This is a genomic window from Streptomyces sp. NPDC055966 (genome assembly GCF_042269865.1).
Lineage (GTDB): Bacteria > Actinomycetota > Actinomycetes > Streptomycetales > Streptomycetaceae > Streptomyces.
Genome location: NZ_JBHJYK010000004.1, coordinates 145,087 through 171,202 on the forward strand (window position 1 = coordinate 145,087; position 26,116 = coordinate 171,202).

The window sequence follows — 26,116 nt, forward strand, 5'->3', positions numbered from 1 at the left end:
GGCTCCCGCGCCCTGCCGTAGGGAGCCGATAAGGGCAGTGCGATGATGAGGCCGCCATGACTGCCCCAAACGCGCGCACGGCGCACCCCGGAGCCGGGCTCCGGATCCTGCGGGCCGCGGTGTTCGCCGCGGTCTGTGTCGTGCTGGCCGCGTGCGGACACGCCCTGGCCTCCTGTGCGAGCGTGCCGCTGTGGACGCTCGGGGCCGGGTTCCTGGGCTGTCTGCTGGTGGTGGTACCGCTCGCCGGGCGGGCCCGCTCGCTGCCCGGCATCGCCGCGCTGCTCGCGCTCGGCCAGACCGCGCTGCACGCGTTGTTCGGGCTGGGCCAGCACGGGGCCGCGATGGCCTCCGGCGGCATGGTGATGACCGCCCCGGGGGCGTCCGGCGCGCCGGGCGCGCCAGGTTCGTCGCTGAGCGACACCGCACTCGTCGAGAACGCCGCCCGGCTGCTGTGCGGCTCGAACGCCGCCGCGCTCACCCCCGGGCACGCCTTCCACCTGCTGCTCGACGCGCGCCTCATCGACCGCGCCGGCCGGCCCGTCGCCGCCCTGCACGTCCTGTCCGGCGCGCACGGTGCCACCGGCTCCGCCGCGGGGCTGCTGCCCTCGCTGCCGATGCTGCTCGGCCACGTCCTCGCGGCCGTCGCCGCCGGCTGGCTGCTGCGCCGCGGCGATCTGGCCCTGGTGCGGCTGATCGAGCTGTCGGCGCACGGGGTCGCCGAGGGAGCGCTCGTACGGTCCCTGCGCGCGGCGCTCGCGCTGGCGTGCGCCCTGTGTGCCGGGCTGCTGCCCGCCGCCGGTCCCTTCCCGCGCGGCCGTCGTACCGCCCGGGACGAGGCACCCGACCCGCACACCACCGCACTCCGGCACGCGGTGATCCGGCGCGGCCCGCCCGCCGCCGCCTTCCTCCTCGCCGCCTGACGCGACGCGCGCACTCCGCCCCGGTTCCGACCGGGAACCCGGTTCCGACCGTGAAGAGGCCGCCGTCGCGCGGCACGCACGCGTGCGCACGCGTGCCTCTCTTCGTCACCGGAACTCTCACCAGTGGAGTGCTCCTGCCATGCAGGCTTCTCGTATCGCCTCTCGGGTCACCGCCGCCACCGCCGTCGCGGGCACGGCCGTCCTCGCCCTGTCCGCCCCCGCCTTCGCGCACGTCTCCGTGCAGCCGGAGGGCGCCGCGGCCAGGGGCGGCTACGCGGTCGTCGACTTCAAGGTCCCCAACGAACGCGACAACGCCTCGACCACCAAGGTCGAGGTCACCTTCCCCACGGACCACCCGCTCGCCTCGGTCATGCCCGAGCCGATCGCCGGATGGAACGTGAAGGTCACCAAGTCCAAGCTGGCCAAACCGCTGACCATGCACGGCGAGAAGATCGACGAGGCCGTCTCCCAGGTCACCTGGACCGCCGCCGACGGCAAGGGCATCCAGCCCGGCTACTTCCAGAAGTTCCCGCTCTCTCTCGGCGCCCTGCCGGACAACACCGACCAGCTCGTGTTCAAGGCGCTCCAGACCTACTCCGACAAGGAAGTGGTGCGCTGGATCGAGGTGCCGCAGGCGGGCCAGGACGAGCCGGAGAACCCGGCCCCCGTCCTCCAGCTGTCCGCCGCGACCGACGGCCACGGCGGCTCGGCGAACGCCAAGGACACCTCCGACAAGACCGGGACCGCGACCGCCGCCACGGACTCCGGCGCGCACGACACCGACACCACCGCGCGCGTGCTCGGCATCATCGGCATCGTCGTCGGCGCCGCGGGCGTGGCCTACGGCGTCTTCGCGGGCCGCCGCCGGACCGCCTAGCCCCCCTCCTTCCGGAGCGCGCACCGGGGCCGTACGACAGGTTCGTACGGCCCGCCCGCAGGACCCGCCCGTCCGGCCCCGGTGCGCACCGGAGCTCTTACATCTGGGACATTTCTCTATGCGCAAGAAGACGTTCGCAGCGGCCGTACTGCTCGCCGCCACCGCCGGCCTGGCCCTCTCCGCGTGCGGCAGCGGCGACGACAAGTCGCCGGTCACCGCGGTCTCGCAGGAGTCCGACTCCGGCAAGCCCGCCACCGTGCTCGACCAGCCCTTCGCCAAGCCGGACATGGTCCTCACGGACACGCACGGCAAGAAGTACGACCTTCGCAAGGAGACCCAGGGCCACCCGACCCTGGTCTACTTCGGCTACACGCACTGCCCCGACATCTGCCCGACGACGATGAGCAACATCGCCGTCGCCAAGAAGGCGCTGCCCAAGGCCGAGCAGGACGACCTCCGGGTCGTGTTCGTGACCACCGACCCCGGCCGCGACACCCCCGCCGAACTGGGCACGTGGCTCAAGGGCATCGACCCCCAGTTCATCGGCCTGACCGGCGACTTCGCCACCATCCAGGCCGGCGCCCGCTCCCTCGGCATCTCCGTGGAGCCGACGACGAAGGACAAGAACGGCAAGCTCGTCTCCGTCCACGGCACCCAGGTCATGGCGTTCTCGCCGAAGACGAACGGCGGTTACGTCCTCTACGGCGAGGACGCCACCGTCGACGACTACACCAAGGACCTGCCCAAGCTCGTCAAGGGAGCCAATCCGTGAACCGTCCCGTGACGCGCCGCTCCGCCCTGGTGAGCACGGCCGCCGCCCTCGCCGGTGCGCTGGCCCTCGCCGGCTGCTCGGACTCCGGGTCCGGCTCCGGATCCGGTTCTTCGAAGCCCGAACTGTCGGTGAGCGGGCCGTACATGCCGCAGCCCGTCGCCGCCGACATGGCGGCCGGCTTTCTGACGATCACCAACAAGGGCGGCGCCACGGAGGAGCTGACCTCGGTGACGAGCGAGGTCGCCGACCAGGTCACCATGCACAGCACCACCGGCGGCACCATGCAGGAGCAGACCTCCTTCGCCATACCCGCCCACGGTCAACTCGTGTTCAAAAGCGGTGGCAACCATCTGATGTTCGAGAAGCTGAAGCGCCGGCCGAAGCAGGGCCAGACGGTCACCGTGAAGCTCACCTTCGCCACGTCCGGACCCCTCACCGTCGAGATGCCGGTGAGGTCCGCCACGTACAACCCGGCGACCGGCCACTGAGGGAGGGACCACCTTGACGCGGACCATCACCCCCAAGGGGAGGAGCGGCGCCCTGCGCAGCCTGGTGCTGCTGCTGTTCGCCGTCGCCGGCGTGCTGCTCGCGGGCGCCGCCCCGGCCTCCGCCCACGCCGCGCTGACCGGCAGCGACCCGGCGCAGGGGGTGGTGGTCAAGCAGGCACCCGGCCAGGTGGCGCTCACCTTCTCCGAGAAGGTGGCGATGAACGACGACTCCCTGCGCGTCCTCGACCCCCGCGGCAAGCCGGTGCAGACCGGCAGGCCCGCCAACCTGAGCGGGACGACGTACGCCGTCAAGCTCAGGAGCGGGCTGGGCAAGGGCACCTACACGGTCACCTACCAGGTCGTCTCGGCCGACAGCCACCCCGTCTCCGGCGCCTACACCTTCTCCGTCGGGGCGCCCTCGCCGACGGTCGTCAGCGGCACCGGACCGACCGCGGGCGGCGGCACCGTGGGCGCGCTGTACGCGATCGGGCGGTACGCGTCGTACGCCGGCTTCATCGTGCTCGCGGGCGGCGCCGCCTTCGTGCTCGCCTGCTGGCAGCGCGGCGCGGGCGTACGGCCCGTGCAGCGCCTGGTCGTCGGCGGCTGGCTCACGCTCACCGCGGCCACCCTGTGGCTGCTGCTCCTGCGCGGCGCGTACACCACCAGCGGGAAGTTCGGCGACGTCTTCGACCTCGGGCTGCTCGGGCCGGTGCTCCAGACGAAGACCGGCGCCGCCCTGGTCTCCCGGCTGTTGCTGCTCGCGGCCGGAGCGCTCTTCATCGCCGTCCTCTTCGGCGCCTACACGAAGCGGGACGAGGGCCAGGAGAAGCGCGATCTGACCTTCGGGCTGGCGATCGGCGGCGTGGTCGTGGCGGCCGGGCTCGCGACCAGCTGGGCCATGGCCGAGCACGCCTCGGTCGGTCTCCAGCCGGGCATCGCCATGCCCGTCGACGTCCTCCATCTGCTCGCCGTCGCCGCCTGGCTGGGCGGGCTCACCGCGCTGCTGGTCGCCCTGTACCGGGCGCCCGCCGAGACACCGGTCGAGGCCGCCGCCGTCCGCCGCTACTCCCGGCTCGCCTTCTGCTCCGTCGTCACGCTCGCCGCGACCGGCACCTATCAGTCCTGGCGTCAGCTCGGCTCCTGGTCGGCCTTCACCGACACCCGGTACGGCCAGCTGCTGCTGGTCAAGATCGGTCTGGTGGCCGTGATGGTCGCCATCGCGTCGGTGTCGCGGCGCTGGACCCGGCGGCTCGCCGGCGTCGCCGTCGCGGGTGCGCAGACCGAGGCGGAGGAGGCGGCCGCCGACGAGGCGGAGAAGGCGACGGAGGCCGAGAAGGAGCGGGTGACGACCGGCGCGGCCAAGCAGTCCGCCGACAAGAGCCCCGGCAAGGGCAGGACGAGCGGCAACCCGCAGCGGGCCGAGCAGCTCGCCCGGCAGCGGGCCGCCATGGCCGCCGCCCGGCAGAAGCGGCTGCGCGACGGCGACGCCCACCGCTTCGGGCTACGCCGCTCGGTGCTCGCCGAGGCGGGCGTCGCGGTCGTGCTGCTCGCCGTGACCACCTGGCTGACCCAGACCGAGCCCGGCCGCACCGAGCTGGAGGCCAAGGCCGCCACCTCCTCCTCGGCCGGTGCCGCCACCGCGCCCACGAACGGCGCGCTGACCCTGGACATGCCCTTCGACACCGGCGGCACCAACGGCAAGGGTGTCATCAGCATCGACCTCGACCCCGCGGGCGTGGGCGCGAACGAGATGCACCTCTATGTCCAGAACCCCAGCGGCAAGCCCTTCGACATCCCTGAGGTGAAGGTCGAATTCACCCTTGAGGCGAAGAAGATCGGCCCCCTTCCCGTGACCCCCGAGCACATCACCACCGGCCACTGGTCGGCGAGCGGAGTGCAGATCCCCCTGGCCGGCGACTGGAAGATCGCCGTCACCGTGCGGACCTCCGACATCGACCAGGTGACCGTCTCCAAGAACGCGCAGATCGGCTGAACCACACGATGACCGACCAGTCCGTCCCGCAGGCCCGCACCTCCGCCGAGGTGCCGCAGACCCCCGAGTCCGCACGCGGCCACGGTGTCTCCCGGCGCGCGCTGCTCGGCACCGCCGGCGCCACCGGGCTCGTGCTCGGCGCGGCCGGCGGGGCCGTGGGCTACGCCACCGCGCCCGCCTCGGCCACCCCGCTCACCTCGGTGGGCTCCGACCGGGCGATGTTTCACGGGAAACATCAGCCCGGCATCACCGAGGGCCTCCAGGCGCGCGGTCATCTCGTCGCCTTCGACCTGGCGGCGGGCGCCGGCCGCAAGGAGGCGGCGGCCCTGCTGCGCCGCTGGTCGGCGACGGCCGAGCGGCTGATGGCGGGCGAGGCCGCGCCCCACGACGACACCGACGTGGCCCGCGACGCCGGCCCCTCCTCGCTGACGATCACCTTCGGGTTCGGGTACGGCTTCTTCGGGAAGACCGGCCTGGACAAGCAGCGGCCGGGCGCGCTGGACCCGCTGCCGGACTTCTCCTCGGACCACCTGGACAAGGCGCGCAGCGACGGCGACCTGTGGGTGCAGATCGGCGCGAACGACGCCCTCGTCGCCTTCCACGCCCTGCGCGCGATCCAGAAGGACGCGGGCGGCGCGGCCCGGCTGCGCTGGCAGATGAACGGCTTCAACCGCAGCCCGGGCGCCACCGCGCACCCCATGACGGCCCGCAACCTCATGGGCCAGCTCGACGGCACCCGCAACCCGAAGCCGGCCGACTCCGACTTCGACCGGCGGATCTTCGTGCCCGCCTCGGGCGAGCCCGCCTGGATGGCGAACGGCTCCTACGCCGTCGTACGCCGTATCCGGATGCTCCTGGACGACTGGGAGAAGCTGTCGGTGGCCGCCCAGGAGCAGGTCATCGGGCGTCGCAAGGCCAACGGGGCGGCGCTGTCCGGGGGCGACGAGACGACCCCGATGGACCTGGAGAAGACCGACTCCCAGGGCAATTACGTCGTCCCGCTCAACGCGCACGCGCGGATCACCCGGCCCGACAAGAACGGCGGCGCGGCCATCCTGCGGCGCCCGTTCTCGTACCACGACGGCTTCGACGCGGACGGCACGCCCGACGCCGGTCTGCTCTTCGTGTGCTGGCAGGCGGACCCGCTGCGCGGCTTCGTCCCGGTGCAGCGCAAGCTCGACCGGGGCGACGCGCTGTCAGCGTTCATCCGGCACGAGGCGAGCGGTCTGTTCGCGGTGCCGGGCGGTGCGGCGCAGGGCGAGTACGTGGGGCAGCGGCTGCTGGAGGGCTAGCCCGGGACCGGGCCGGTCCGGAATGCGGTCGGCCCGGAACCCGGTCGGTCCGGGATGCGGCGAGGTTACGGGGTTTACCGATTTTGCTGGGCTTTCCGGGTTCAAACCATCCGGTCGAGTGGCTCTCGTGAGACCGCCGGGCCGGGGCGGCCTGCGGCCATTAGGGTGAGGGACATGCCAGCGAGCTATGCGTATCTCGGCCCCGAGGGCACCTTCACCGAAGTCGCCCTGCGGACACTCCCGGAAGCGGCCACCCGGGAGCTGACCCCGTACGTGTCGGTGCAGTCCGCGCTGGACGCGGTGCGGGCGGGCGAGGCCGAGGCCGCGTTCGTGCCGATCGAGAACTCCGTCGAGGGCGGCATCACCACCACCCTGGACGAGCTGGTCGCGGGCGAACCGCTGACCATCTACCGCGAGGTGCTGCTCTCGATCACCTTCGCCCTGCTGGTCCGGCCCGGCACGAAGCTCACCGACATCAAGACCGTCTCCGCCCACCCGGCGGCCCAGCCGCAGGTGCGCAACTGGCTGCGCACACACCTCCCGGACGCGGTCTGGGAGTCGGCCGCCTCCAACGCGGACGCCGCCCGCCTGGTCCAGGAGGGCCGCTACGACGCCGCGTTCGCGGGCGAGTTCGCCGCCGCCCGGTACGGACTTCAGGCCCTGGAGACCGGGATCCACGACGCGGAGAACGCGCAGACCCGGTTCGTGCTGGTCGGCCGCCCGGCCCGGCCCGCCGCGCCGACCGGTGCCGACAAGACCTCGGTGGTGCTGTGGCAGCGCGACGACCACCCCGGCGGCCTGCGCGACCTGCTCGGCGAGTTCGCCTCGCGCGGGATCAACCTCATGCTGCTCCAGTCCCGGCCGACCGGCGCCGGGATCGGCAACTACTGCTTCTGCATCGACGCCGAAGGCCATATCTCCGACCGGCGGATGGCGGAGGCGCTGATGGGGCTGAAGCGGATCTGCCTCCAGGTGCGTTTCCTGGGCTCCTACCCGCGCGCGGACATCGCGCCGGCCGGGGCCCGGCCGACGCCGGCATGGGCCTCGGACGAGGAGTTCATGGCCGCTTCGGACTGGGTGGCGCGCTGCCAGGACGGCCGGTTCTGATCGGGCCGCAGGACCGGTCGACACTCGCTTCGAGCCAGTCCTACCTGCATATCGTCGTTATCCACAGAAGTTATCCACAGGTCCGCTTCTCGACCTGGGGACAAGTCGACACGAGTGCATGAGTCGGTCGATAAATCGCCCCTCACGCCCCCGATGCGGCCATCGAGCCGCACCTCACCCTTCGTCCACCCGTTTCCTTTGATTCATCTTTTGGAGCGACCGCTTTCCACTCGAAAGTGGGTGTCACCCAGGTTTGTCCTGGGAATTCTTCACTCGGCCACGAAGTTCCGGAGTGATCAATTCCGAAGTCCACAGACCTTCCACACAGCCTGTGGATAACTCTCGGAAGGGTGTGGATTTCTGTGGACAGCGGGGCCGTGAAGTCCCGTTCTCCACAAGGGAATCCGGTCAACCCGGCGCCGAAAGCATGCCTCGTCCCAGGGAGTGAGACACTTTCCCTTGACTTGTTCCGACACGTTCCGCAATTCGTCCATAACGGAACGTAAGTGACAAATAGTGGCGCATCGGAACTCCACGGAATAGTGATTCGTGAGCGGCGAGCCCGCACCGGTAGCCTTGGCCTCGTGATTGACCTTCGCCTGCTTCGTGAGGACCCCGACCGTGTGCGCGCGTCCCAGCGCGCCCGTGGAGAGGATGTCGCGCTCGTCGACTCCCTCCTGTCTGCCGACGAGCGGCGCAGGTCCTCCGGCGTCCGCTTCGACGAGCTGCGTGCCGAGCAGAAGCAGCTCGGCAAGCTGATCCCCAAGGCCACCGGCGACGAGAAGGCCGAGCTGCTGAAGAAGGCCGGCCAGCTCGCCGCCGACGTCAAGGCCGCCGACGCCGACCGCGACGCGGCCGACGCCGAGACCCACGAACTGCTCCTCCGGCTGGGCAACCTCGTCCACCCCGACGTGCCCGTCGGCGGCGAGGAGGACTTCGTCACGCTGGAGACGCACGGCACGATCCGCGACTTCGGTGCCGAGGGCTTCGAGCCCAAGGACCACCTGGAGCTGGGCCAGCTGCTCGGCGCCATCGACGTCGAGCGCGGCGCCAAGGTCTCCGGCTCCCGCTTCTACTTCCTCACCGGTGTCGGCGCCCTGCTGGAGCTGGCCCTGGTGAACGCGGCGATGGCCCAGGCCACGGCCGCGGGCTTCACCCCCATGCTCGTCCCGGCCCTCGTCCGCCCCCAGTCCATGGCGGGCACCGGCTTCCTCGGCCAGGCGGCCCAGGACGTCTACCACCTCGACAAGGACGACCTGTACCTGGTCGGCACCTCCGAGGTCGCCCTCGCGGCGTACCACATGGACGAGATCATCGACGCCGACAGGCTGCCGCTGCGGTACGCGGGCTTCTCGCCCTGCTTCCGCCGCGAGGCCGGCTCGCACGGCAAGGACACGCGGGGCATCTTCCGGGTGCACCAGTTCGACAAGGTCGAGATGTTCTCGTACGTCGACCCCGAGGACTCCCAGGGCGAGCACCAGCGCCTGCTGGAGTGGGAGAAGCAGTGGCTGACCTCGCTGGAGCTGCCGTTCCGCGTGATCGACGTCGCCTCCGCCGACCTCGGCTCCTCGGCCGCCCGTAAGTACGACTGCGAGGCGTGGATCCCGACCCAGGGCAAGTACCGCGAGCTGACCTCGACCTCGGACTGCACCGAGTTCCAGTCCCGCCGGCTGTCGATCCGTATGCGGGACGGCAAGCAGGTCAAGCCGCTCGCCACGCTCAACGGCACGCTGTGCGCCGTACCGCGCACGATCGTGGCGATCCTGGAGAACCACCAGCTGGCCGACGGCTCCGTCCGGGTCCCCGAGGTGCTGCGCCCCTACCTGGGCGGCCGCGAGGTCCTGGAGCCGGTCACGCAGTGACGGGTTTTCCGTACCGGCTGATCGCGACCGACCTCGACGGAACGCTCCTGCGCTCCGACGAGTCGGTCGCGCAGCGCACCCGTGACGCGCTCGCCGCGGCCACCGCGGCGGGCGCGGCCCACATCGTCGTCACCGGCCGCGCCGTCCCCTGGACCCGGCACATCCTGGACGACCTCGGCTACGACGGTCTCGCCGTCTGCGGCCAGGGCGCACAGGTCTACGACGCCGGCGCCCACCGCCTGCTGACCTCGGTCACCCTGGACCGCCAGCTGGCGGGGGTCGCCCTGGCCAAGATCGAGGCCGAGGTGGGCCCGCTGTACCTGGCGGCGAGCCGGGACGGGTTGGACGGCGACGTGCTGGTCGGGCCCGGCTACGCGGTCACGGGCACGCTGCCCGCGGTCCCCCTGACGGACGCGTCCGACCTCTGGACGGCCCCGCTGAACAAGATCTACATACAGCACCCGACGCTGTCCGACGACGACCTGGCGCAGGCGGCCGAGCGCGCGGCCGGCGGCTTCGTCACCGTGGCCATGGCGGGCGAGGGCATCGTCGAACTGCTCCCGCTCGGCCTCTCCAAGGCCACGGGCCTGTCCCTGGCGGCCCGCCGCCTGGGCCTGAAGGCCGCGGACACGATCGCCTTCGGCGACATGCCCAACGACATCCCGATGTTCGCCTGGGCCGCCCGGGGCGTGGCCATGGCCAACGCCCACGAGGCGCTGCGCGAGGTGGCCGACGAGGTGACCACGTCCAACGAGGACGACGGGATCGCGGTGGTCCTGGAGCGGTTGCTGGGCTGAGGGCCGGGGAGGCGGCCGCGCGGCCAACCGCTGTGGGCCGTCGTTCCGCAGAACGGAACGGGTGGGCACAGCCTGCAGCGCGGGGCGCCGACATGACCAACCCCTGCTGAAGACCGGCCGTACCACAGCGGCAGCGCCTCGCGGCCGCCCCGGACAGCTCCTGTGGCTCCACGGCGGGGTAACTACACCGGAGCCGGCCTCGGGCTGTCCTGTCGGGAGCCGGGCGTACTGCCGTGCATGGGCATCGCCCACCTCCACTCCCGGATCAGGGCGCCGGGACGTTCCCGGCGGATGGGGCACAACCACTCTGCCCCGCAGCCCGGTTGGGCGCCACCGAATTACCGGCGGCGCCACCTGCGGCGCCGGGCCTTGCCGAAGAACCAGCCCGCCGGCGGCTCGTCGGAGCGCCATGGCTGCGGCTCGGGCGCCTCGGCACGCCAGCGGGCGGCGAGCATACGGGCCCGCGCGGACGGCTCGGAGGTCTCGGCGCCGCGTATGAAGGCCTCGTCCAGGACCAGTTCGTCCAGTCTGTCCCCGGCGTCGCCCCCGGACCGTCCGCGCCCGTCGTTCTCCGGTATCTCCTCCGTCATCGACGACCTCCTCGCCGTGCATCCGCTTTGCTCAGTTCGCCCGGACCGGTGTGAAGCCCCCGTCAAGCCGCCGGAGGTCTACTCCTCGCCCGCGAGCTTCAGCGCCCGCAGCTTCTGGCCGGCGTACCAGGTGGCCAGCACGGTGACCGCCACCAGCAGCACCATGGCCGTCGGCAGGCCCACGGTGGAGGTCACGAGGTCCCCGCCGGCGACCTTGTGGGCGACGGCCAGCGACCACTGCTGGACGCTGAGCGTGCGCGCGCCGGGCACCAGGGAGCCGAACAGCGCCTCCCAGACCAGTGCGTACACGAGCCCGAAGACCACGGCGTGCCGGGAGACCGTGCCGAGCAGCAGGAACAGCGCCGAGTAGGCGATGGACGAGACCAGCGCGGCGACCGTGTAGGCGACGGCGATCTGCTGGCCGTTGCCGTTGAGGATCAGGCCCGCGATCAGGGTCGGCAGCGCCGAGAAGACCATGGTCACGGCGATGGCGACGATCAACTTGGTGAAGATGATCGTGGGCCGCTTCAGCGGCTTGGCCAGCAGGTAGACGACGGAACCGTCGTCGATCTCCGGGCCGATCGCGCCCGTGCCCGCGATGACGCCGATGATCGGCACCATCGTGGCGATCGCGAAGCCGCCGAGGACGTCGGCCGCGGTCTGGTCGTCGGCGCCGGTCAGGGCCCGCACGGCCACGGCGAGGACGATCAGCAGCACCGGCAGCGCGCCGAGGATGAGGGCCCGGCGACGGCCGAGCAGGGCCCGGTAGGTGAGCCGGGCGACAGTGGGGTCGTACATCTTCGGCCTCCTACGCCGCGACCAGGTAAGAAAAGACGGACTCCAGGGACTCGTCGGACGGCGAGACCGTCAGGAGCCGGATGCCGTGGTCCCGGGCGACCTTCGGCAGCAGGGCGGTGAAGCGGCCGAAGTCCACGGCCTGGATGCGCAGCGCGCCCTCGCTGTGGTCCACCTCGATGCCGGCCGTCGAGGGGTCGGCGATCAGCGCGGCCGCGAGGGCGCGGTCGTCGCTGGAGCGGACGAGGTAGCGGTGCGGGCGGTCGGTCATCAGGCGGCGGATCCTGCGGAAGTCGCCGCTGGCCGCGTGCCTGCCGGCGACGACGACCTCGATGTGCCGGGCGAGCTGCTCGACCTCTTCGAGGATGTGCGAGGAGAACAGCACCGTGCGGCCCTCGTCGCCCATCTTCCGCAGCAGGTCCATCAGTTGCATGCGCTGGCGTGGGTCCATGCCGTTGAACGGCTCGTCCAGCAGGAGCAGCGACGGCTCGTGGACGAGGGCGCTCGCCATCTTCACGCGCTGGCGCATGCCCTTGGAGTACGTCGAGATCTTCCGGTCCTGCGCGTACTCCATCTCGACCGTGGCCAGGGCCTTCTGGGCCGCACCCGCGCCCAGGCCGTGCAACTCGGCGTTGGCCACGACGAATTCGCGGCCGGTGAGGAAGTCGTACATCGCCTCGCGCTCGGGGACGATGCCGATGTGCCGGTAGATGGCCTCGTTGCGCCACACCGGCTGTCCGTCGAGGGTGACCGTGCCGGTGGAGGGGGCGAGGAAGCCGCCCATCATGTTGATCAGGGTGGACTTTCCGGCACCGTTGGGGCCGAGCAGGCCGGTGACGCCGGGGCCGATCGTCATCGTGATGTCGTTGACGGCGACCACGTTGCCGAACCAGCGGGAGACGTGGTCGATGCTGAGCGTGGTCACAGTCCCACCTTCTTGTAGCGGCGCATCAGCAGGCCGTAGCTGCCGGCGATCAGGGCGAGCACGACCAGGACGTAGACCACGCCCTGTCCGGCCGACGGGTTGATCGCGCCGGGGTTGCGGGCGGTCGCGCCGAGGAAGGCCGACTGGACGCCGTCGATGAGCGTGACGGGCGAGAACAGGCCGATCCACGGGATGGCGGAGGTGTGGTTCTGCACGTTGGCGATGGCTTGGAGCGTGGAGACCGCGCCGTAGGAGATGACCATCACGGCGATCACGGCGGCGATACCGAAGCCCCGGCGCGGGGTGACGGCGGCGATGACCAGGCCGATGCCGGCGAACAGCAGGGAGAGCAGCGCCACGGAGACCAGTCCCTCGGCGAATTCCTTCGTCTGGTGTGCGAAGCCCAGCTTGGCCAGCAGCGCGCCCACGTACATCACGAGCAGGGGAGTGGCGGTCAGGATGAAGACCGCCGAGGCCAGCGACGCGTACTTGGCGCGGACGTAGTCGGCGGTCTCGATGGGCCGCGAGAAGTACAGCGGCACGGTCTTGAAGCGCAGGTCGCGGGAGACGGACTGGGGTGCCTGCGCGGCGACGTACAGGCTGATCACGGCCTGCATGATGATCGCGTAACGGGTGTACGTCACGGGCAGTTCGTGCGCCTTGGTGAAGACGGTGACGGCCACCATGATGGCGGCGGGCACGCACATCACCGCGAACAGCACCATCGGCAGCACCTTGGACTTCACCGAGCGGCCGAGTCCGTAGGAGCCGCGCAGGGACTGCGCGTACAGCGAGCGGCGGGCGTAGGCGCGGCCGAGGCGGGGGCCGTCGTAGCCGCGGTAGCCGATGTCGTGGATGCGGGTCTGGTCGCCGGCCGGGGCCGGCAGGGGGCGCTCAACCGCCATGTCCGACGGCCTCCTTCCGCTGCTTGTCGCTGCTGTGTCCGTCGTCGGTGAACACCTCGGAGATGTGGTGCCGGCGCTGCTCCATGCGCACCAGGCCGAGGCCGAGGTCGGCGACGACGTCCCGGACGAGGTCGTAGATCTCCTCGCTCTCGGCGGTCAGCAGCAGGACGTGGCCCGCGCCGGGCAGTCCGGCGCCCTCGTCCTGCGTGTCCAGTCCGCGCGCGTGGAGCGCCTCGCGGACCGCGCGGGTGCCGTCGGGGTGGGTCTCGCTGTCGGTGACCTCGATCGCCAGGGTGGTCGTGGTCTGGGTGAAGTCGGTGGTGGAGCTGGAGCGCAGGAGCTTGCCGCCGTCGATGACGACGACGTGGTCGCAGGTGCGCTCCAGCTCGCCCAGCAGATGGGAGGTGACCAGGACGGAGATGCCGAAGTCGGTGTGGATGCGGCGGATCAGGCCGAGCATGTCGTCCCGCCCGACCGGGTCGAGGCCGTTGGTCGGCTCGTCCAGGAAGACCAGCTCCGGATCGTGCACCAGCGCCTGGGCGAGCTTGACCCGCTGCTTCATGCCCGTGGAGTAGCCGCCGATGGGGCGGTAGCGCTCCTCGTACAGGCCGACGTGGCGCAGGGTGTCCGCGGTGCGCTCGCGGGCGGCGGCGGGCGGCAGGCCGGACATGCGCGCCATGTGGACGACGAACTCGGTGGCCGAGACGTCGGGCGGCAGGCAGTCGTGCTCCGGCATGTACCCGACGCGCTCGCGGATGGCGCGGCCCGACGACGGGGCGGCGACGTCCAGGCCGAGCACTTCGGCGCGGCCCTCCGTGGCGGGGGACAGACCCAGCAGGATCTTGATCAGGGTGGACTTGCCGGCGCCGTTGGCTCCGACGAGTCCGGTCACACCGGGTCCGATGTCCACGGACAGCCGGTCGAGAGCGGTCACCCGGGGGAACCGCTTGCTCAGGCTTTCGGTCGCGATCACAGTCACGCATACGACCGTAGTGATGCGGGCCACGCCGGTCGTCAGACCTCAGAGCCGTCTTCGTGTCAGTCCCAGGTATTACGGGGCCCTAAGGGATGCCCTGCCTAAGGGTTACCGCGGGTTTTCCACAGCCTGTCGTCCCTCCTATTGACGCCGCCTCTAACAACTGTCACATTCACCAATGTCAAGTTACGGACGCGTACCGCAGTCGGCGAGGCGACGCGTCGAGTCGGCGGCACGACGGGACGGGGCGGCATGACGACGGCAGTGAGCAGCGAACTCTCCGTGGAGCTGCGGGGGTTCAGGCGGGTGCAGCGCCTCGCCTACGAGTGCGCGGAGGCGGTCGCGGCGCGCCTGGAGCCGGGTGTGACGGAGCGCGAGGCGGCGCGGATGCAGCGCGAGTGGCTGCGCGAGCGCGGGGTGCGGGACTGGTTCCATCTGCCCTTCGCCTGGTTCGGCGACCGCACGGCGTTCGTGAACTTCCGCGTCCCGCTCCAGTTCTTCCCCACCGACCGCGCCCTGGCGCCCGGGATGCCGTTCATCCTGGACATGGCTCCGGTCTACGAGGGGTACACGGCGGACATCGGCTACTCGGGCTCCCTCGGAGTCAACCCGGTGCAGGACCGGCTGATGGCCGACCTGGAGGCGCACCGGGAGCTGATCCTGCGCGAGGTGCGCGAGCGGCGCCCGCTGCGCGAGATCTACGAGGACGTGGACCGCCTCATGGTCCGCCAGGGCTACGCCAACCGGCATCGCGCGTACCCGTTCGGCGTGATCGCCCACAAAGTGGACCGGGTGAAGCAGCGCCGTTTCTCCCCGCACCTGTTCGGGTTCGGCACGCAGTCCCTGAAGGGGCTGGCCGCCGACGCGCTGCACGGCCACCGCGAGGGCTGGTCGCCCCTGTGGTCGCCGTACCGCTTCTCCGACCACCCGCCGCAGCCGGGCCTGTGGGCGGTCGAACCCCACCTCGGCTTCCGGGGTACGGGCGCGAAGTTCGAGGAGATCCTCGTGGTCACCGACTCCGGGGACCCCGAGCAGAGCGCGTTCTGGCTGGACGACGATCTGCCGCACGTGCGGCGCTGGGCGGAGGAGAAGTGACGGCGGACGGCGCGGGAGAGGCGAGGGCGGGCGTGACGCTGAAGGGGGCGCGGGAGCGCCGGATCGCGACCGGCGGGGTCGAGCTGTGCGTGGCCGAGCTGGGCGATCCGGAGCAGCCGACGGTGGTGCTGGTGCACGGCTACCCGGACAGCAAGGAGGTCTGGTCGGAGGTGGCCGGCCGGCTCGCCGGCCGCTTCCACGTGGTGCTGTACGACGTCCGGGGCCACGGCCGCTCGACGGCGCCGCAGCCGCTGCGCGGCGGCTTCACGCTGGCCAAGCTCACCGACGACTTCCTGGCCGTGCTGGACGCGGTCAGCCCGGACCGGCCGGTGCATCTGGTCGGGCACGACTGGGGCTCGGTGCAGTCGTGGGAGTTCGTCACGGTGGGCCGCACGGAGGGCCGCATCGCCTCCTTCACCTCGATCTCCGGCCCGTCCCTGGACCACTTCGGACACTGGATCAACGCGCGCGTGAAGCGGCCGACGCCCCGCCGGGTGGGCCAGCTCCTCGGCCAGGGCGCCAAGTCCTGGTACGTGTACATGCTGCACACGCCCGTGCTGCCCGAGCTGGCCTGGCGCGGCCCGCTCGGCAAGCGCTGGCCGCGCATCCTGGAGCGCGTCGAGCAGGTCCCCGGCGGCGACTACCCGACCGCGTCCCTGTCCTCCGACGCGGCGCACGGCGCCTGGCTGTACCGGGACAACGTCCGCGCCCGGCTGACCAGGCCCCGCCCCGACGCGTACGCACACGCGCCCGTGCAGCTCATCACGCCGCAGGGGGACGCGTTCCTGTCCGAGCGGCTCTACGACGACCTGGAGCGGTGGGCACCGCAGCTGACCCGCCGCACGCTCCCGGCCAAGCACTGGGTGCCGCGCACCCGGCCCGACCACGTCGCCTCCTGGATCGAGGAATTCATCATGTCCGTCGACGGCGGCCGGCCGGAACCGAAGGCCACCGGCCGCCACGCGGCCCGGTTCGGCGGGCAGTTGGTGCTGGTCACCGGCGCGGGCAGCGGCATCGGCCGGGCCACGGCCTTCGCCTTCGCGGAGGCCGGCGCGCGCGTGGTCGCCGTGGACCGCGACGCCGAGTCCGCGGCCCGCACCGCCGAGCTGTCCCGGCTCGTCGGCGCGCCCGAGGCCTGGGCGGAGACGGCCGACGTCTCCGACGAGCAGGCCATGGAGAAGCTCGCCGAGAAGGTGCACCGCGAGTACGGCGTGCTGGACGTGCTGGTCAACAACGCGGGCATCGGCCTGTCCGGCTCCTTCTTCGCCACCACGACCGACGACTGGCGCAAGGTCCTGGACGTCAACCTGTGGGGCGTGATCCACGGCTGCCGGCTCTTCGGCACGCGGATGAGCGAGCGCGGCCAGGGCGGCCACATCGTCAACATCGCCTCGGCGGCGGCCTTCCAGCCCTCCCGGGCCCTGCCCGCCTACAGCACCTCCAAGGCGGCGGTGCTGATGCTCTCCGAGTGCCTGCGGGCCGAACTCACCGGTCAGGGCATCGGGGTGAGCGCGATCTGCCCCGGCATCGTCAACACCAACATCACCTCCACGGCCCGCTTCGCCGGGGTCGACGAGACGGAGGAGCGGCGCCGGCAGAAGAAGTCGGCGCGGCTGTACGGCAAGCGCAACTACCCGCCGGAGAAGGTGGCCGAGGCGATCCTGGACGCGGTGACCGGCGACAAGGCGGTCGTCCCGGTGACCCCGGAGGCGCGCGGCGCCCACCTCATGTCCCGATTCCTGCCCGGGGCGCTGCGGCGCATCGCGCGCGTGGAGCCGAGGCTGTGAGATGACCGGACCGCCGCCCGCGCGGACGTACCGCATCGAGGACCTGGCGCACCACACGGCCACGACGGTGCGGACCATCCGCGCCTACCAGGACCGCGGTCTGCTCCCCCGGCCCGAGCGCCGGGGCCGCGCCAACCTCTACTCCGAGGCGCACCTCACCCGGCTGCACCAGATCGCCCACCTCCTCGACCGCGGCTACACCCTGGCGTCCATCAAGGAGTTGCTGGAGGCCTGGGACACCGGCCGGGGCCTCGGCGGGGTGCTCGGCCTGGTCACCGAGGTGGAGGGCCCGTGGACGGACGAGCGCCCCGCCCGGGTCACCCGGGCCGAGCTCGACGCCCGCTTCGGCGCCGCGCCCGACGACGACGCCGTGGCGGAGGCGGTCGAGCTGGGCGTCCTGGAGCGGATCGAGGGCGACCCGGACACGTTCTCGGTGCCGAGCCCCCAAGAGCTGGCCGTGGCCGTCGAGTTGCACGCGGCCGGGGTGCCGCTGTCCGCGATCTCGGACCACCTGCGGGAGTTGAGGGGCCAGGTCGAGCACATCGCCGCCCGTTTCCTGGAGTTCACCAGCGAGTACGTCTTCGCGCGCTACCTGGACGATCCCGGGCGGCGCACGGACGCGCACGCGGCGGAGGCGGCCTCGCTCGTGCGCCGGCTGCGACCGCTGGCCCAGCAGACGATGGAGGCCGAACTGGCCCGGGCCATGCGCACATTGGCGACCAGACATCTGCGCACCCACCTCGTGACCGAGAAGCCGGCGCCGGAGGCGTCCGCCACCCGTTCCGTGCCCCTGCCGACCGAGACGATCTCCGCCGTGGAAAGGCTCGTTGGTCCGAGGCATGTCGCCGAGTTCATCGCGCTGGCGGCCGAACGGGAGGCGAGGGCACGGTCCTTGGACCAGTTGGCCTCAGTCTCCACTGCGGACAAGGAACTTCCCGAACCATCATAAACCGCCCGTCACTTATCCACAGTTTCACCAATTCCCCTGTGGATAACCACAGTTGGTTGTGGATCAAACCTGGGGACAAAAAAGACCTGCGTGATCCGCGTCTCTCGCGCACGCTGGACACATGAAGGAAGAGCATGACCAAAGACGCACCGTGAAGGTGTCGAAATACCTCTCCAAGCACCTGCGCCACCAGCCGGAGCGGATCGGGCTCACCCCGGACCCGGCCGGCTGGGTGGAGATCGACGCGCTGATCGCCGCGGCCGCCGCGCACGGGTTCCCGGTCACGCGCGAGGAGCTGGACCACGTGGTGGCCGCCAACGACAAACAGCGCTTCGCGGTCGACGGCGACAGGATCCGCGCCAGCCAGGGCCACAGCATCGAGGTCGACCTCGGCCTGCCCCCGGCGACCCCGCCGCCGTACCTCTACCACGGGACCGTCGCCCGCGCCCTGGACGCGATCCGCGCACAGGGACTGCGGCCCATGAACCGGCACGACGTGCACCTGTCCGCCGACCGCGAGACCGCGACCCGGGTCGGCGCCCGGCGCGGCCGCCCCGTCGTGCTCGCCGTGGACGCCGGCGCCATGCACCGTGACGGCCACGTCTTCCACGTCAGCGCCAACGGCGTCTGGCTGACGAAGGCGGTACCGCCGCGACACCTGCGCTTCCCCGGCTCCCGCTGACCCCTGGTGACCTGCGCTCTTTCCCTCCCTCCGAGGAACCTTCGCGCGCGTGCCGCCGTCCTCGGTGGTATGGACCACTCGCCCGTACACCTGCCGACCACCCAGGCCGCCGTCGACGCCCTGCGCGCCCTCGCCGCCCGCTACGCGCGCGAGATCGAGGTCAGCGACGACATCGGCGCCGACCGGACCTCCCGCCGCGACGCCGCGGGGATCGGAGTGATCACGGATCCCGACGGCTCCCTGCCGCACGAGGCGTACGTCGAGTTCGGCGGCCTGCCCCGGGTGAGCGTGCGCCTCTATCCGGACGACGACGCGCTGATCACCGTCGAGGGCGTCGAGTGCCCCGACATCGCGCGCGACGACGTCCCGGCCTTCCTCCGCTCCGTCTTCGACGGCCTCGCCCACGTCAGGATGCGCCGCTTCCCGCCCGGCTACCGCCTGGTCGTCCCGCTGCCCGGCGACCGTACGCACACGGAGTACGTCCCGATGATCCTGCTGAGCCCGTGGCTGAGCCGGAACGTCCGCTGATCGTTTGGGTCGTTGTCCGTGGGGCCGCTTACTCTCGAACGCATGAGCCTGCGTCTGAGCACCGTGATCCTGCCCCACCGCCGCTGGAGCGAAGGCGGCCGTTCGACCTGGACACGGGCCGAGCAGCTGGGCTTCCACACCGCGTACACCTACGACCACCTGTCCTGGCGCACCTTCCGTGACGGCCCCTGGTTCGGCGCGGTCCCGACCCTGACCGCGGCCGCCGGCGTCACCGAGACCCTGCGCCTCGGCACGCTGGTGACCTCGCCGAACTTCCGGCATCCGGTGACCCTCGCCAAGGAGCTGATCTCCCTCGACGACATCTCCGGCGGCCGGATCACGCTCGGCATCGGCGCCGGCGGCACCGGCTTCGACGCGACGGCGCTGTTGAACAGCAGCCAGGAGCCGTGGAGCCCGCGCGAGCGCGCCGACCGCTTCGCCGAGTTCGTGCCGCTGCTCGACCGGCTGCTCACCGAGGACGCGGTGACCCACGACGGCCGGTTCTACTCGGCGGACGAGGCGCGCAACATCCCCGGCTGTGTGCAGCGGCCCCGGCTGCCGTTCGCGGTGGCGGCCACCGGCCCGCGCGGTCTCAAGCTCGCCGCGCAGTACGGACAGGCGTGGGTGACCACGGGCGACCCGAAGCTCTACGAGACCGGGACTCCGGAGCAGTCCGTCGAGGCCCTGCGCGGCCAGCTGGGCAAGCTGTCCGAGGCCTGCGCGGCCGCCGGGCGGGACGTGGCCGAGCTGGACAAGATCCTGCTCACCGGCTTCACCCCGGACCGTGCCCAGCCCCTCCGGTCCGTGGACGCCTTCGTGGACTTCGCCGGCCGGCACCGGGAGCTGGGCTTCACCGAGATCGTGATCCACTGGCCCATCCCGGACTCCGACTTCGCCGCGGACGAGAAGGTCTTCGAGAAGATCGCCATGGAGGCGCTCGCTCAACTGGGCTGACACGGAAGGCCCTCCGGTGCACCGGATGCCGTCCGTGCCGCTGAGCGTCATCTGCGTCTCATCTGTGCGGAGTCCCGCACGGGCGTGCGGGCATATGCGCGAGAATGGCCGGGTGACCTCAGCGACCAGACAGCCCGGGACCCCGTCCGCCGCCCTACGGCCGCGGCTGATCGCCACCGACCTCGACGGCACGCTGCTGCGGGACGACAAATCGGTCTCCCCACGGACCGTCGCGGCGCTGGCCGCCGCCGAGGAGGCGGGCATCGAGGTCTTCTTCGTCACCGGCCGCCCGGCCCGCTGGATGAACGTCGTCAGCGACCACGTCCACGGCCACGGCCTGGCGATCTGCGGCAACGGCGCCGCCGTGGTCGACCTGCACGGCGGCCCCGGCGCCCACCGGTTCGTGAAGGTGCGCGAACTGGCCCGCCCGAACGCCCTGGACGCCGTACGGCTGCTGCGCGAGGCGGCGCCCGGCACGGTGTTCGCGGTCGAGCAGACCTACGGCTTCCACCAGGAGCCCGACTATCCCAAGCTGCACCTGGAGATACCGGACAACCTCCAGCCCGCCGAGCGGCTCCTCGCCCCCGACGGTCCGGACGCCGACCAGCCCGTGCTCAAGATCCTGGCCTACCACCCGGACCTCGATCCCGACGCCTTCCTCACCCTCGCCCGGATCGCGATCGGCGACCGCGCCAACGTCACCCGCTCCAGCCCCAGCGCCCTGCTGGAACTGAGCGGCCCCGACGTCTCCAAGGCCAGCACGCTCGCCCTGTGCTGCGCCGAGCGCGGCATCTCGCACGACGAGGTCGTCGCCTTCGGGGACATGCCCAACGACGTCGAGATGCTGACCTGGGCCGGCCGCTCGTACGCGATGGGCAACGCCCACCCCGACGTCGTCGCCGCCGCGTCGGGCCGCACGGTCGCCAACAACGAGGACGGTGTGGCGGTCGTGATCGAACAGCTTCTGGCGGACCGCTTCTAGGTCCTGCCGGCCCGGCGTCTCAGGTTCTCGCCGGTGAGGTCGCCGACGGCCGCGTCGACAGGGCCGAGGAAGCGGTGCGAGGGCGTGAACGCGGCGGTACGGCGGCCATGTTGATCTGCGCGGCGAACTGCAGCATCCGGAAGTCGGTGGCAGCGACCGTCTCACCGCTCCGGTCCAGCGTGGTGTGCCGTTCCAGCCCGCTGCCCACGGACCGCATCGCCGCCGGCAACTGCGGCATCCGCAGGGCGGGCTCGACGGCCCGGGTGACGGTCACCGCGCCGCCACCAGCGACTCCGCCGCCTCCTCCCGCAGCGCCATCGCCCGCAGCGGCCCGTCCACGGCGACGAGCTCCGCGTACCCGCCCCGCTGCACAACCCGGCCCGCGTCGAGCACGATCACCTCGTCCACCGCGTCCAGGCCCGCCAGCCGGTGGGTGATCAGCAGCGTCGTACGGCCCTCGGTCGCGGCCAGCAGATCGGCGGTGAGCGCGTCGGCCGTCGGCAGATCCAGGTGCTCGGCGGGCTCGTCGAGGACCAGAACGGGGAAGTCGGCCAGCAGCGCACGGGCCAGCGCGAGCCGCTGGCGCTGACCGCCGGACAGCCGCGCCCCGTGCTCGCCGACCAGCGTGTCCAGGCCGTTCGGCAGCGAGTCCACCCAGTCCAGCAGCCGGGCCCGGGCCAGCGCCCGGCGAAGATCGTCCTCGGTGGCCTCCTTCCCGGCCAGCAACAGGTTCTCGCGCACCGAACTGTCGAAGAGATGCGCGTCCTGCGCACACAGCCCGACGAGCCGCCGTACGTCGTCACCGGCCAGCGCGTACGCGTCCACACCGGCGAGCATGTACGCGCCCTCCTCCGGGTCGAGGAACCGCAGCAGCACCTGCGCGAGGGTCGTCTTGCCGGCACCGGAGGCCCCGACCACGGCGATCCGCCTGCCCTGCTCCAGCGTGAGGTCGAACCCGGCCAGCGCCTCCCGCCGCTGCCCCTCGTACCGCGCGGCGAGCCCCTTGACCACCAGCGGGAACGGCGAGGCCGGCGCCTGGCGCGGCCGCTCCGGCTCACGTACGGGCTCCGGGGTGTCCAGCACCTCGTACACCCGCTCCGCGCTGCGCCGCACCCGCTGCCGGTGGCGCACGGCGAGCGGCAGCCCCAGGACGCCCTCGAAGGCGGCCAGCGGGGTGAGGACGACCACGGCCATCGCCACGCCGCCGAGTCGGCCCGCGGCCACCGCCTGGGCGCCGAACAGCGCGGTGGCAGCGACGGTCAGGCCGCAGATCAACGCGGTGAGCCCGTCGCCGAGCGCGCTGGCCACGGCGGCGCGCGAAGCGATCCGGGTGAGCGTGCCGTCGGCGCGCCGGGCCGCGTCCTTACGGGCGGGCAGCGCACCGGCGACGGTCAGTTCGGCGGTGCCGGTGAGCAGATCGGTGACGCGGGTGGCGAGCACGCCCCGCGCGGGCGCCAGCCGCCGCTCGGCGCGCCGGGCCACGGAGGCGGTGACGAGGGGAACACCGACCCCGGCCGCCGCCAGACCGACCGCGAGGGCGGTCCCGGCCTCGGGCAGCAGCCACGCCGTGAAGCCGACGGAACCGGCCGAGACGAGGACGGCCACGGAGGCGGGCAGCAGCCAGCGCAGCCAGTAGTCCTGGAAGGCGTCCACGTCCGCGACCAGCCGGGTCAGCAGATCACCGCGCCGGGCGCTGCGCAGTCCGGCAGGCGCGAGTCGCTCCAGACGCCGATAGACCGCAACCCGGGTGTCGGCCAGCATCCGCAGCACGGCGTCGTGCGACACCAGCCGCTCGGCGTACCGGAAAACGGCCCGCCCGATCCCGAAGGCCCGCGTCGCCGTCACGGCCACCATCAGATACAGCACGGGCGGCTGCTGCGAGGCCCGCGAGATGAGCCACCCGGACGTCGCCATCAGCCCGACGGCACTGCCGAGCGCGAGAGCCCCGAGCACCAGCGCCAGCACGAGCCGCCCGCGCAGGGGCCGGGCAAGCCCGCGAACCCGGGCAAGGGGGCTGCGGGGCTGGGCGGGGGTCTGCTCCGGCAGGTCTGTCGCGGCTGTCGGGTCACTCTCCAGCCGAGAATGGCGGGTGGTGGGCAGGCAAGGGCGAGGGTCCAGGGAGTGGAGCTCCCCGGCATGCTCACGGCCGGTCAACCGAACGACCCGGTCGGCCACATCCAGCAGCGCAGGCCGATGGACCACAAGAAGCACAGTCCGGTCCACCGCCAGCCGTCGCACCGCTGCCACGACCTCCGCCTCGGTCTCCCCGTCCAGCGCGGCCGTCGGCTCGTCCAGCAACAGCACAGGCCGGTCGGCGAGAAACGCCCGAGCCAGCGCCAGCCGCTGCCGCTGCCCCGCCGACAGCCCGGCCCCGTCCTCGCCGAGCACGGTCTCCGCCCCCTCGGGCAGCGCGTCCACGAACTCCAGCGCGCCCGCGTCCCGCAACGCCCGCCGTACGGCACCGTCGTCCGCGTCGGGCCGGGCCAGCCGTACGTTCTCCGCGATGGTCCCGGCGTACAGGTGCGGCCGCTGCGGCACCCAGGCGATCCGCGAGCGCCACTCCTCCAGGTCCAGGCCGGCCAGCTCCGCGCCACCGATCCGCACCCGGCCCTCGGCGGGCTCCACAAAGCCCAGCAGCACGTTCAACAGTGTCGTCTTGCCCACACCGCTCGGTCCGACCAGCGCCACGGTCTCGCCGGGCTCGACGGTGAACGACACGTCGCTCACCGCGTCGCCGGAGCGGCCGGGGTAGCGGACGGTGACCCCGTCGAAGGCCACCGCGCCCTCGGGCACCGCACCCGTGCCGGACGCCGGGACCGGCGTCTCCAGCACCGCGAAGATCTCCTCCGCGGCGGCGAGCCCCTCGGCCGCCGCGTGGAACTGCGCCCCGACCTGGCGCAGCGGAAGGTAGGCCTCGGGCGCCAGCACCAGGATCACGAGACCGATGTACAGGTCCATGTCGCCGTGGACGAGCCGCATGCCGACCGTCACCGCGACCAGGGCCACCGACAGCGTGGCGAGCAGTTCCAGCGCGAAGGAGGAGAGGAAGGCGATCCGCAGGGTCTGCATGGTCGCCTGCCGGTACTCGCCGGTGATCCGGCGGATGGACTCGGCCTGCGCCTTGGCCCGGCCGAACACCTTCAGTGTGGGCAGACCCGCGACCACGTCCAGGAAGTGGCCGGACAGCCGGGACAGCAGCCGCCACTGACGGTCCGTCCGGGACTGCGTGGCCCAGCCGATCAGGACCATGAAGAGCGGGATGAGCGGCAGGGTGCCGACGATGATCGCCGCCGAGACCCAGTCCTCGGTGACGATCCGCGCCAGCACCGCCACCGGCACGACCACCGCGAGCCCCAACTGCGGCAGATAGCGCGAGAAGTAGTCGTCCAGGGCGTCCACGCCCCGCGTGGCCAGGGTGACCAGCGAGCCGGTCCGCTGACCGCCCAGCCATCCAGGACCGAGCGCCGCCGCCCGGTCCAGAAGGCGACCGCGCAGTTCGGACTTCACCGCCGCGCTCGCCCGGTGGGCGGCGAGTTCGGTGAGCCAGGCGACGACCGAACGGCCCACCGCCACGGCCACCAACAGCAGCAGGGGAGTGCGCAGTTCAGCGACGGACCCCCCGTGCTGGAAGGCACCGACGACGACCTCGGCGATGAGCATCGCCTGGGCGATGACCAGCCCCGCACCGACGGCTCCCAGGCCGACGACCGCCACGAGGAAGAACCGGGTGGCGCGTGCGTAGCGCAGCAGACGCGGATCGATTGGTTTCACGTGAAACGTGCCCTTCGGCCCAGAGGGTGTGTTTCACGTGAAACACACCCTCGGCGGACTCAGTGCGCGATATCGGCGATGTGCTGCGTGCCGATCCGCTTGCGGAACACCCAGTACGTCCAGCCCTGGTAGAGCATGACGAGCGGGGTGGCAATCGCCGCACACCAGGTCATGATCTTCAAGGTGTACGGGCTCGACGAGGCGTTGGTGACCGTCAGGCTCCAGTCCCCGTTCAGGGTGGACGGCATGACGTTCGGGAAGAGCGACAGGAAGAGCATCGCCACGGCGGCCACGATGGTGAGGCCGGACAGGGCGAACGACCATCCCTCGCGCCCGGCCTGGTTGGCCACCAGAGCGGCGACCAGCGCGGCGACGGCCACGATCAGGGCCACCAGGCTCCTGCCGTTACCGCTGTGGTCCTGCGTCCACAGCAGGAAGGCGAGAGCCACGACGGCCGCGACGAGACCGACCCGCAGGGCCAGCTTCCGTGCCCGCACCCGGATGTCCCCCACGGTCTTGAGCGCGGTGAACACCGCGCCGTGGAAGGTGAAGAGGGTGAGCGTGACCAGGCCGCCGAGCAGGGCGTAGGGGTTGAGCAGGTCCCAGACGGTGCCGACGTACTCGAAGTGCTGGTCGATCTTCACGCCCCGCACGATGTTCCCGAAGGCCACGCCCCACAGGAAGGCCGGGATCAGCGAGGTCCAGAAGATCGTGTGCTCCCAGTTGCGCTGCCAGTTCTCCTCGGGCCGCTTCGCGCGGTACTCGAAGGCGACGCCCCGGAGGATCAGGCAGACCAGGATGACCAGCAGGGGCAGATAGAAACCGGAGAAGAGGGTGGCGTACCAGTCCGGGAAGGCCGCGAAGGTCGCACCGCCGGCCGTGAGCAGCCACACCTCGTTCCCGTCCCACACGGGCCCGATGGTGTTGATCAGCACCCGGCGCTCCGGCCGGTCGCGGGCCAGCATCTTGGTGAGGATGCCGATCCCGAAGTCGAAGCCCTCCAGGAAGAAGTAGCCGGTCCACAGGACGGCGATCAGGACGAACCAGACGTCGTGAAGATGCATAACTG

At 71.8% G+C, this 26,116-nt stretch carries 23 protein-coding genes and 1 pseudogene; 16 read left to right on the top strand and 8 right to left on the bottom strand.

Going from position 1 to position 26,116, the window contains the following annotated elements; all coding sequences use genetic code 11:
• Positions 1 to 56 precede the first annotated feature (56 nt).
• From ACFC8N_RS10420 to ACFC8N_RS10460, 9 genes are all read left to right on the top strand, one after another.
• Positions 57 to 920, top strand: coding sequence for a hypothetical protein (locus ACFC8N_RS10420; protein ID WP_356032353.1), 864 nt, complete (start codon positions 57 to 59; stop codon positions 918 to 920).
• Between the two features lie 139 nt (positions 921 to 1,059).
• Entirely contained in the window at positions 1,060 to 1,797 is a 738-nt protein-coding gene (locus ACFC8N_RS10425; RefSeq protein WP_362820628.1) for a YcnI family protein, read from the top strand.
• Between the two features lie 118 nt (positions 1,798 to 1,915).
• Entirely contained in the window at positions 1,916 to 2,569 is a 654-nt protein-coding gene (locus ACFC8N_RS10430) for an SCO family protein (RefSeq protein ID WP_356032357.1), read from the top strand.
• Positions 2,566 to 3,057 carry a copper chaperone PCu(A)C gene (locus tag ACFC8N_RS10435; protein ID WP_356032359.1) on the top strand — a complete coding sequence of 164 codons (492 nt, stop codon included), beginning with the start codon at positions 2,566 to 2,568 and terminating at the stop codon, positions 3,055 to 3,057. The genes ACFC8N_RS10430 and ACFC8N_RS10435 overlap by 4 nt, the downstream gene beginning before the upstream one ends.
• 13 nt (positions 3,058 to 3,070) lie before the next feature.
• Positions 3,071 to 5,050, top strand: a complete 1,980-nt coding sequence (locus ACFC8N_RS10440; protein ID WP_376287875.1) for a copper resistance CopC/CopD family protein — start codon at positions 3,071 to 3,073, stop codon at positions 5,048 to 5,050.
• Positions 5,051 to 5,058: 8 nt separating this feature from the next.
• Positions 5,059 to 6,342, top strand: a complete 1,284-nt coding sequence (gene efeB, locus ACFC8N_RS10445; RefSeq protein WP_356032363.1) for an iron uptake transporter deferrochelatase/peroxidase subunit — start codon at positions 5,059 to 5,061, stop codon at positions 6,340 to 6,342.
• 174 nt (positions 6,343 to 6,516) lie between these two features.
• The gene (gene pheA, locus ACFC8N_RS10450) at positions 6,517 to 7,449 is read left to right on the top strand and encodes a prephenate dehydratase (protein ID WP_356032365.1); all 933 of its coding nucleotides are present in this window, start codon (positions 6,517 to 6,519) and stop codon (positions 7,447 to 7,449) included.
• Positions 7,450 to 8,033: 584 nt separating this feature from the next.
• Positions 8,034 to 9,311, top strand: coding sequence for a serine--tRNA ligase (gene serS / locus ACFC8N_RS10455; RefSeq protein WP_376287877.1), 1,278 nt, complete (start codon positions 8,034 to 8,036; stop codon positions 9,309 to 9,311).
• A complete protein-coding gene (locus tag ACFC8N_RS10460; RefSeq protein WP_356032369.1) occupies positions 9,308 to 10,108 on the top strand; it encodes an HAD family hydrolase in 801 nt (266 codons plus the stop codon). The genes serS and ACFC8N_RS10460 overlap by 4 nt, the downstream gene beginning before the upstream one ends.
• A gap of 338 nt (positions 10,109 to 10,446) precedes the next feature.
• Here the strand turns inward: ACFC8N_RS10460 and ACFC8N_RS10465 are convergent, their stop codons facing one another.
• The 5 genes from ACFC8N_RS10465 to ACFC8N_RS10485 form a co-directional block, all read right to left on the bottom strand.
• Complete coding sequence (locus ACFC8N_RS10465; RefSeq protein ID WP_376287879.1) at positions 10,447 to 10,698, bottom strand: hypothetical protein; 252 nt, start codon at positions 10,696 to 10,698, stop codon at positions 10,447 to 10,449.
• 78 nt (positions 10,699 to 10,776) lie between these two features.
• Positions 10,777 to 11,496, bottom strand: coding sequence for an ABC transporter permease (locus ACFC8N_RS10470; protein ID WP_356032373.1), 720 nt, complete (start codon positions 11,494 to 11,496; stop codon positions 10,777 to 10,779).
• Positions 11,497 to 11,506: 10 nt separating this feature from the next.
• Positions 11,507 to 12,418 (bottom strand): ABC transporter ATP-binding protein, encoded by a 912-nt coding sequence (locus ACFC8N_RS10475; RefSeq protein WP_356032375.1) that lies wholly within the window; start codon positions 12,416 to 12,418, stop codon positions 11,507 to 11,509.
• Positions 12,415 to 13,323 carry an ABC transporter permease gene (locus tag ACFC8N_RS10480; RefSeq protein ID WP_356032377.1) on the bottom strand — a complete coding sequence of 303 codons (909 nt, stop codon included), beginning with the start codon at positions 13,321 to 13,323 and terminating at the stop codon, positions 12,415 to 12,417. Before ACFC8N_RS10480 ends, ACFC8N_RS10475 begins: the two co-directional genes overlap by 4 nt.
• Entirely contained in the window at positions 13,313 to 14,296 is a 984-nt protein-coding gene (locus ACFC8N_RS10485; RefSeq protein WP_356032489.1) for an ABC transporter ATP-binding protein, read from the bottom strand. The genes ACFC8N_RS10480 and ACFC8N_RS10485 overlap by 11 nt, the downstream gene beginning before the upstream one ends.
• A gap of 255 nt (positions 14,297 to 14,551) precedes the next feature.
• Between ACFC8N_RS10485 and ACFC8N_RS10490 the strand changes: the two genes are divergently transcribed.
• From ACFC8N_RS10490 to ACFC8N_RS10520, 7 genes are all read left to right on the top strand, one after another.
• Positions 14,552 to 15,394 carry a M24 family metallopeptidase gene (locus ACFC8N_RS10490; RefSeq protein ID WP_071374970.1) on the top strand — a complete coding sequence of 281 codons (843 nt, stop codon included), beginning with the start codon at positions 14,552 to 14,554 and terminating at the stop codon, positions 15,392 to 15,394.
• 32 nt (positions 15,395 to 15,426) lie between these two features.
• Positions 15,427 to 17,181 carry an SDR family oxidoreductase gene (locus tag ACFC8N_RS10495; protein ID WP_376288036.1) on the top strand — a complete coding sequence of 585 codons (1,755 nt, stop codon included), beginning with the start codon at positions 15,427 to 15,429 and terminating at the stop codon, positions 17,179 to 17,181.
• Position 17,182: 1 nt separating this feature from the next.
• Complete coding sequence (locus tag ACFC8N_RS10500) at positions 17,183 to 18,130, top strand: MerR family transcriptional regulator (protein WP_376287882.1); 948 nt, start codon at positions 17,183 to 17,185, stop codon at positions 18,128 to 18,130.
• A 121-nt stretch (positions 18,131 to 18,251) separates the two neighbouring features.
• Positions 18,252 to 18,812, top strand: a complete 561-nt coding sequence (locus tag ACFC8N_RS10505; RefSeq protein ID WP_376287884.1) for an RNA 2'-phosphotransferase — start codon at positions 18,252 to 18,254, stop codon at positions 18,810 to 18,812.
• A 69-nt stretch (positions 18,813 to 18,881) separates the two neighbouring features.
• Entirely contained in the window at positions 18,882 to 19,340 is a 459-nt protein-coding gene (locus ACFC8N_RS10510) for a hypothetical protein (RefSeq protein WP_356032383.1), read from the top strand.
• A 42-nt stretch (positions 19,341 to 19,382) separates the two neighbouring features.
• A complete protein-coding gene (locus tag ACFC8N_RS10515; RefSeq protein WP_356032386.1) occupies positions 19,383 to 20,294 on the top strand; it encodes an LLM class flavin-dependent oxidoreductase in 912 nt (303 codons plus the stop codon).
• Between the two features lie 94 nt (positions 20,295 to 20,388).
• Positions 20,389 to 21,276, top strand: a complete 888-nt coding sequence (locus ACFC8N_RS10520) for an HAD-IIB family hydrolase (RefSeq protein WP_362820646.1) — start codon at positions 20,389 to 20,391, stop codon at positions 21,274 to 21,276.
• A gap of 20 nt (positions 21,277 to 21,296) precedes the next feature.
• Here ACFC8N_RS10520 and ACFC8N_RS10525 read toward each other — a convergent pair.
• The 3 genes and pseudogenes from ACFC8N_RS10525 to cydB form a co-directional block, all read right to left on the bottom strand.
• Positions 21,297 to 21,550: pseudogene (locus ACFC8N_RS10525) on the bottom strand (hypothetical protein); the annotation flags it as partial.
• Positions 21,547 to 25,047 carry a thiol reductant ABC exporter subunit CydD gene (cydD, locus tag ACFC8N_RS10530; protein WP_376287887.1) on the bottom strand — a complete coding sequence of 1,167 codons (3,501 nt, stop codon included), beginning with the start codon at positions 25,045 to 25,047 and terminating at the stop codon, positions 21,547 to 21,549. The gene cydD and the pseudogene ACFC8N_RS10525, both read right to left, overlap by 4 nt.
• Before the next feature lie 59 nt (positions 25,048 to 25,106).
• Complete coding sequence (gene cydB / locus ACFC8N_RS10535; RefSeq protein WP_376287889.1) at positions 25,107 to 26,111, bottom strand: cytochrome d ubiquinol oxidase subunit II; 1,005 nt, start codon at positions 26,109 to 26,111, stop codon at positions 25,107 to 25,109.
• Positions 26,112 to 26,116 lie beyond the last annotated feature (5 nt).

What these genes read in the sequence shown, in the direction of transcription:
- cydB (WP_376287889.1), bottom strand. Translation starts at nt 26,111, where the DNA reads ATGCATCTTCACGACGTCTGGTTCGTCCTGATCGCCGTCCTGTGGACC.
- ACFC8N_RS10420 (WP_356032353.1), top strand. Translation starts at nt 57, where the DNA reads ATGACTGCCCCAAACGCGCGCACGGCGCACCCCGGAGCCGGGCTCCGG.
- ACFC8N_RS10480 (WP_356032377.1), bottom strand. Translation starts at nt 13,323, where the DNA reads ATGGCGGTTGAGCGCCCCCTGCCGGCCCCGGCCGGCGACCAGACCCGC.
- ACFC8N_RS10510 (WP_356032383.1), top strand. Translation starts at nt 18,882, where the DNA reads ATGGACCACTCGCCCGTACACCTGCCGACCACCCAGGCCGCCGTCGAC.
- ACFC8N_RS10470 (WP_356032373.1), bottom strand. Translation starts at nt 11,496, where the DNA reads ATGTACGACCCCACTGTCGCCCGGCTCACCTACCGGGCCCTGCTCGGC.
- ACFC8N_RS10500 (WP_376287882.1), top strand. Translation starts at nt 17,183, where the DNA reads ATGACCGGACCGCCGCCCGCGCGGACGTACCGCATCGAGGACCTGGCG.
- ACFC8N_RS10490 (WP_071374970.1), top strand. Translation starts at nt 14,552, where the DNA reads ATGACGACGGCAGTGAGCAGCGAACTCTCCGTGGAGCTGCGGGGGTTC.
- pheA (WP_356032365.1), top strand. Translation starts at nt 6,517, where the DNA reads ATGCCAGCGAGCTATGCGTATCTCGGCCCCGAGGGCACCTTCACCGAA.
- ACFC8N_RS10430 (WP_356032357.1), top strand. Translation starts at nt 1,916, where the DNA reads ATGCGCAAGAAGACGTTCGCAGCGGCCGTACTGCTCGCCGCCACCGCC.
- ACFC8N_RS10520 (WP_362820646.1), top strand. Translation starts at nt 20,389, where the DNA reads ATGCGCGAGAATGGCCGGGTGACCTCAGCGACCAGACAGCCCGGGACC.
- ACFC8N_RS10465 (WP_376287879.1), bottom strand. Translation starts at nt 10,698, where the DNA reads ATGACGGAGGAGATACCGGAGAACGACGGGCGCGGACGGTCCGGGGGC.
- ACFC8N_RS10425 (WP_362820628.1), top strand. Translation starts at nt 1,060, where the DNA reads ATGCAGGCTTCTCGTATCGCCTCTCGGGTCACCGCCGCCACCGCCGTC.
- ACFC8N_RS10515 (WP_356032386.1), top strand. Translation starts at nt 19,383, where the DNA reads ATGAGCCTGCGTCTGAGCACCGTGATCCTGCCCCACCGCCGCTGGAGC.
- efeB (WP_356032363.1), top strand. Translation starts at nt 5,059, where the DNA reads ATGACCGACCAGTCCGTCCCGCAGGCCCGCACCTCCGCCGAGGTGCCG.
- ACFC8N_RS10505 (WP_376287884.1), top strand. Translation starts at nt 18,252, where the DNA reads ATGAAGGAAGAGCATGACCAAAGACGCACCGTGAAGGTGTCGAAATAC.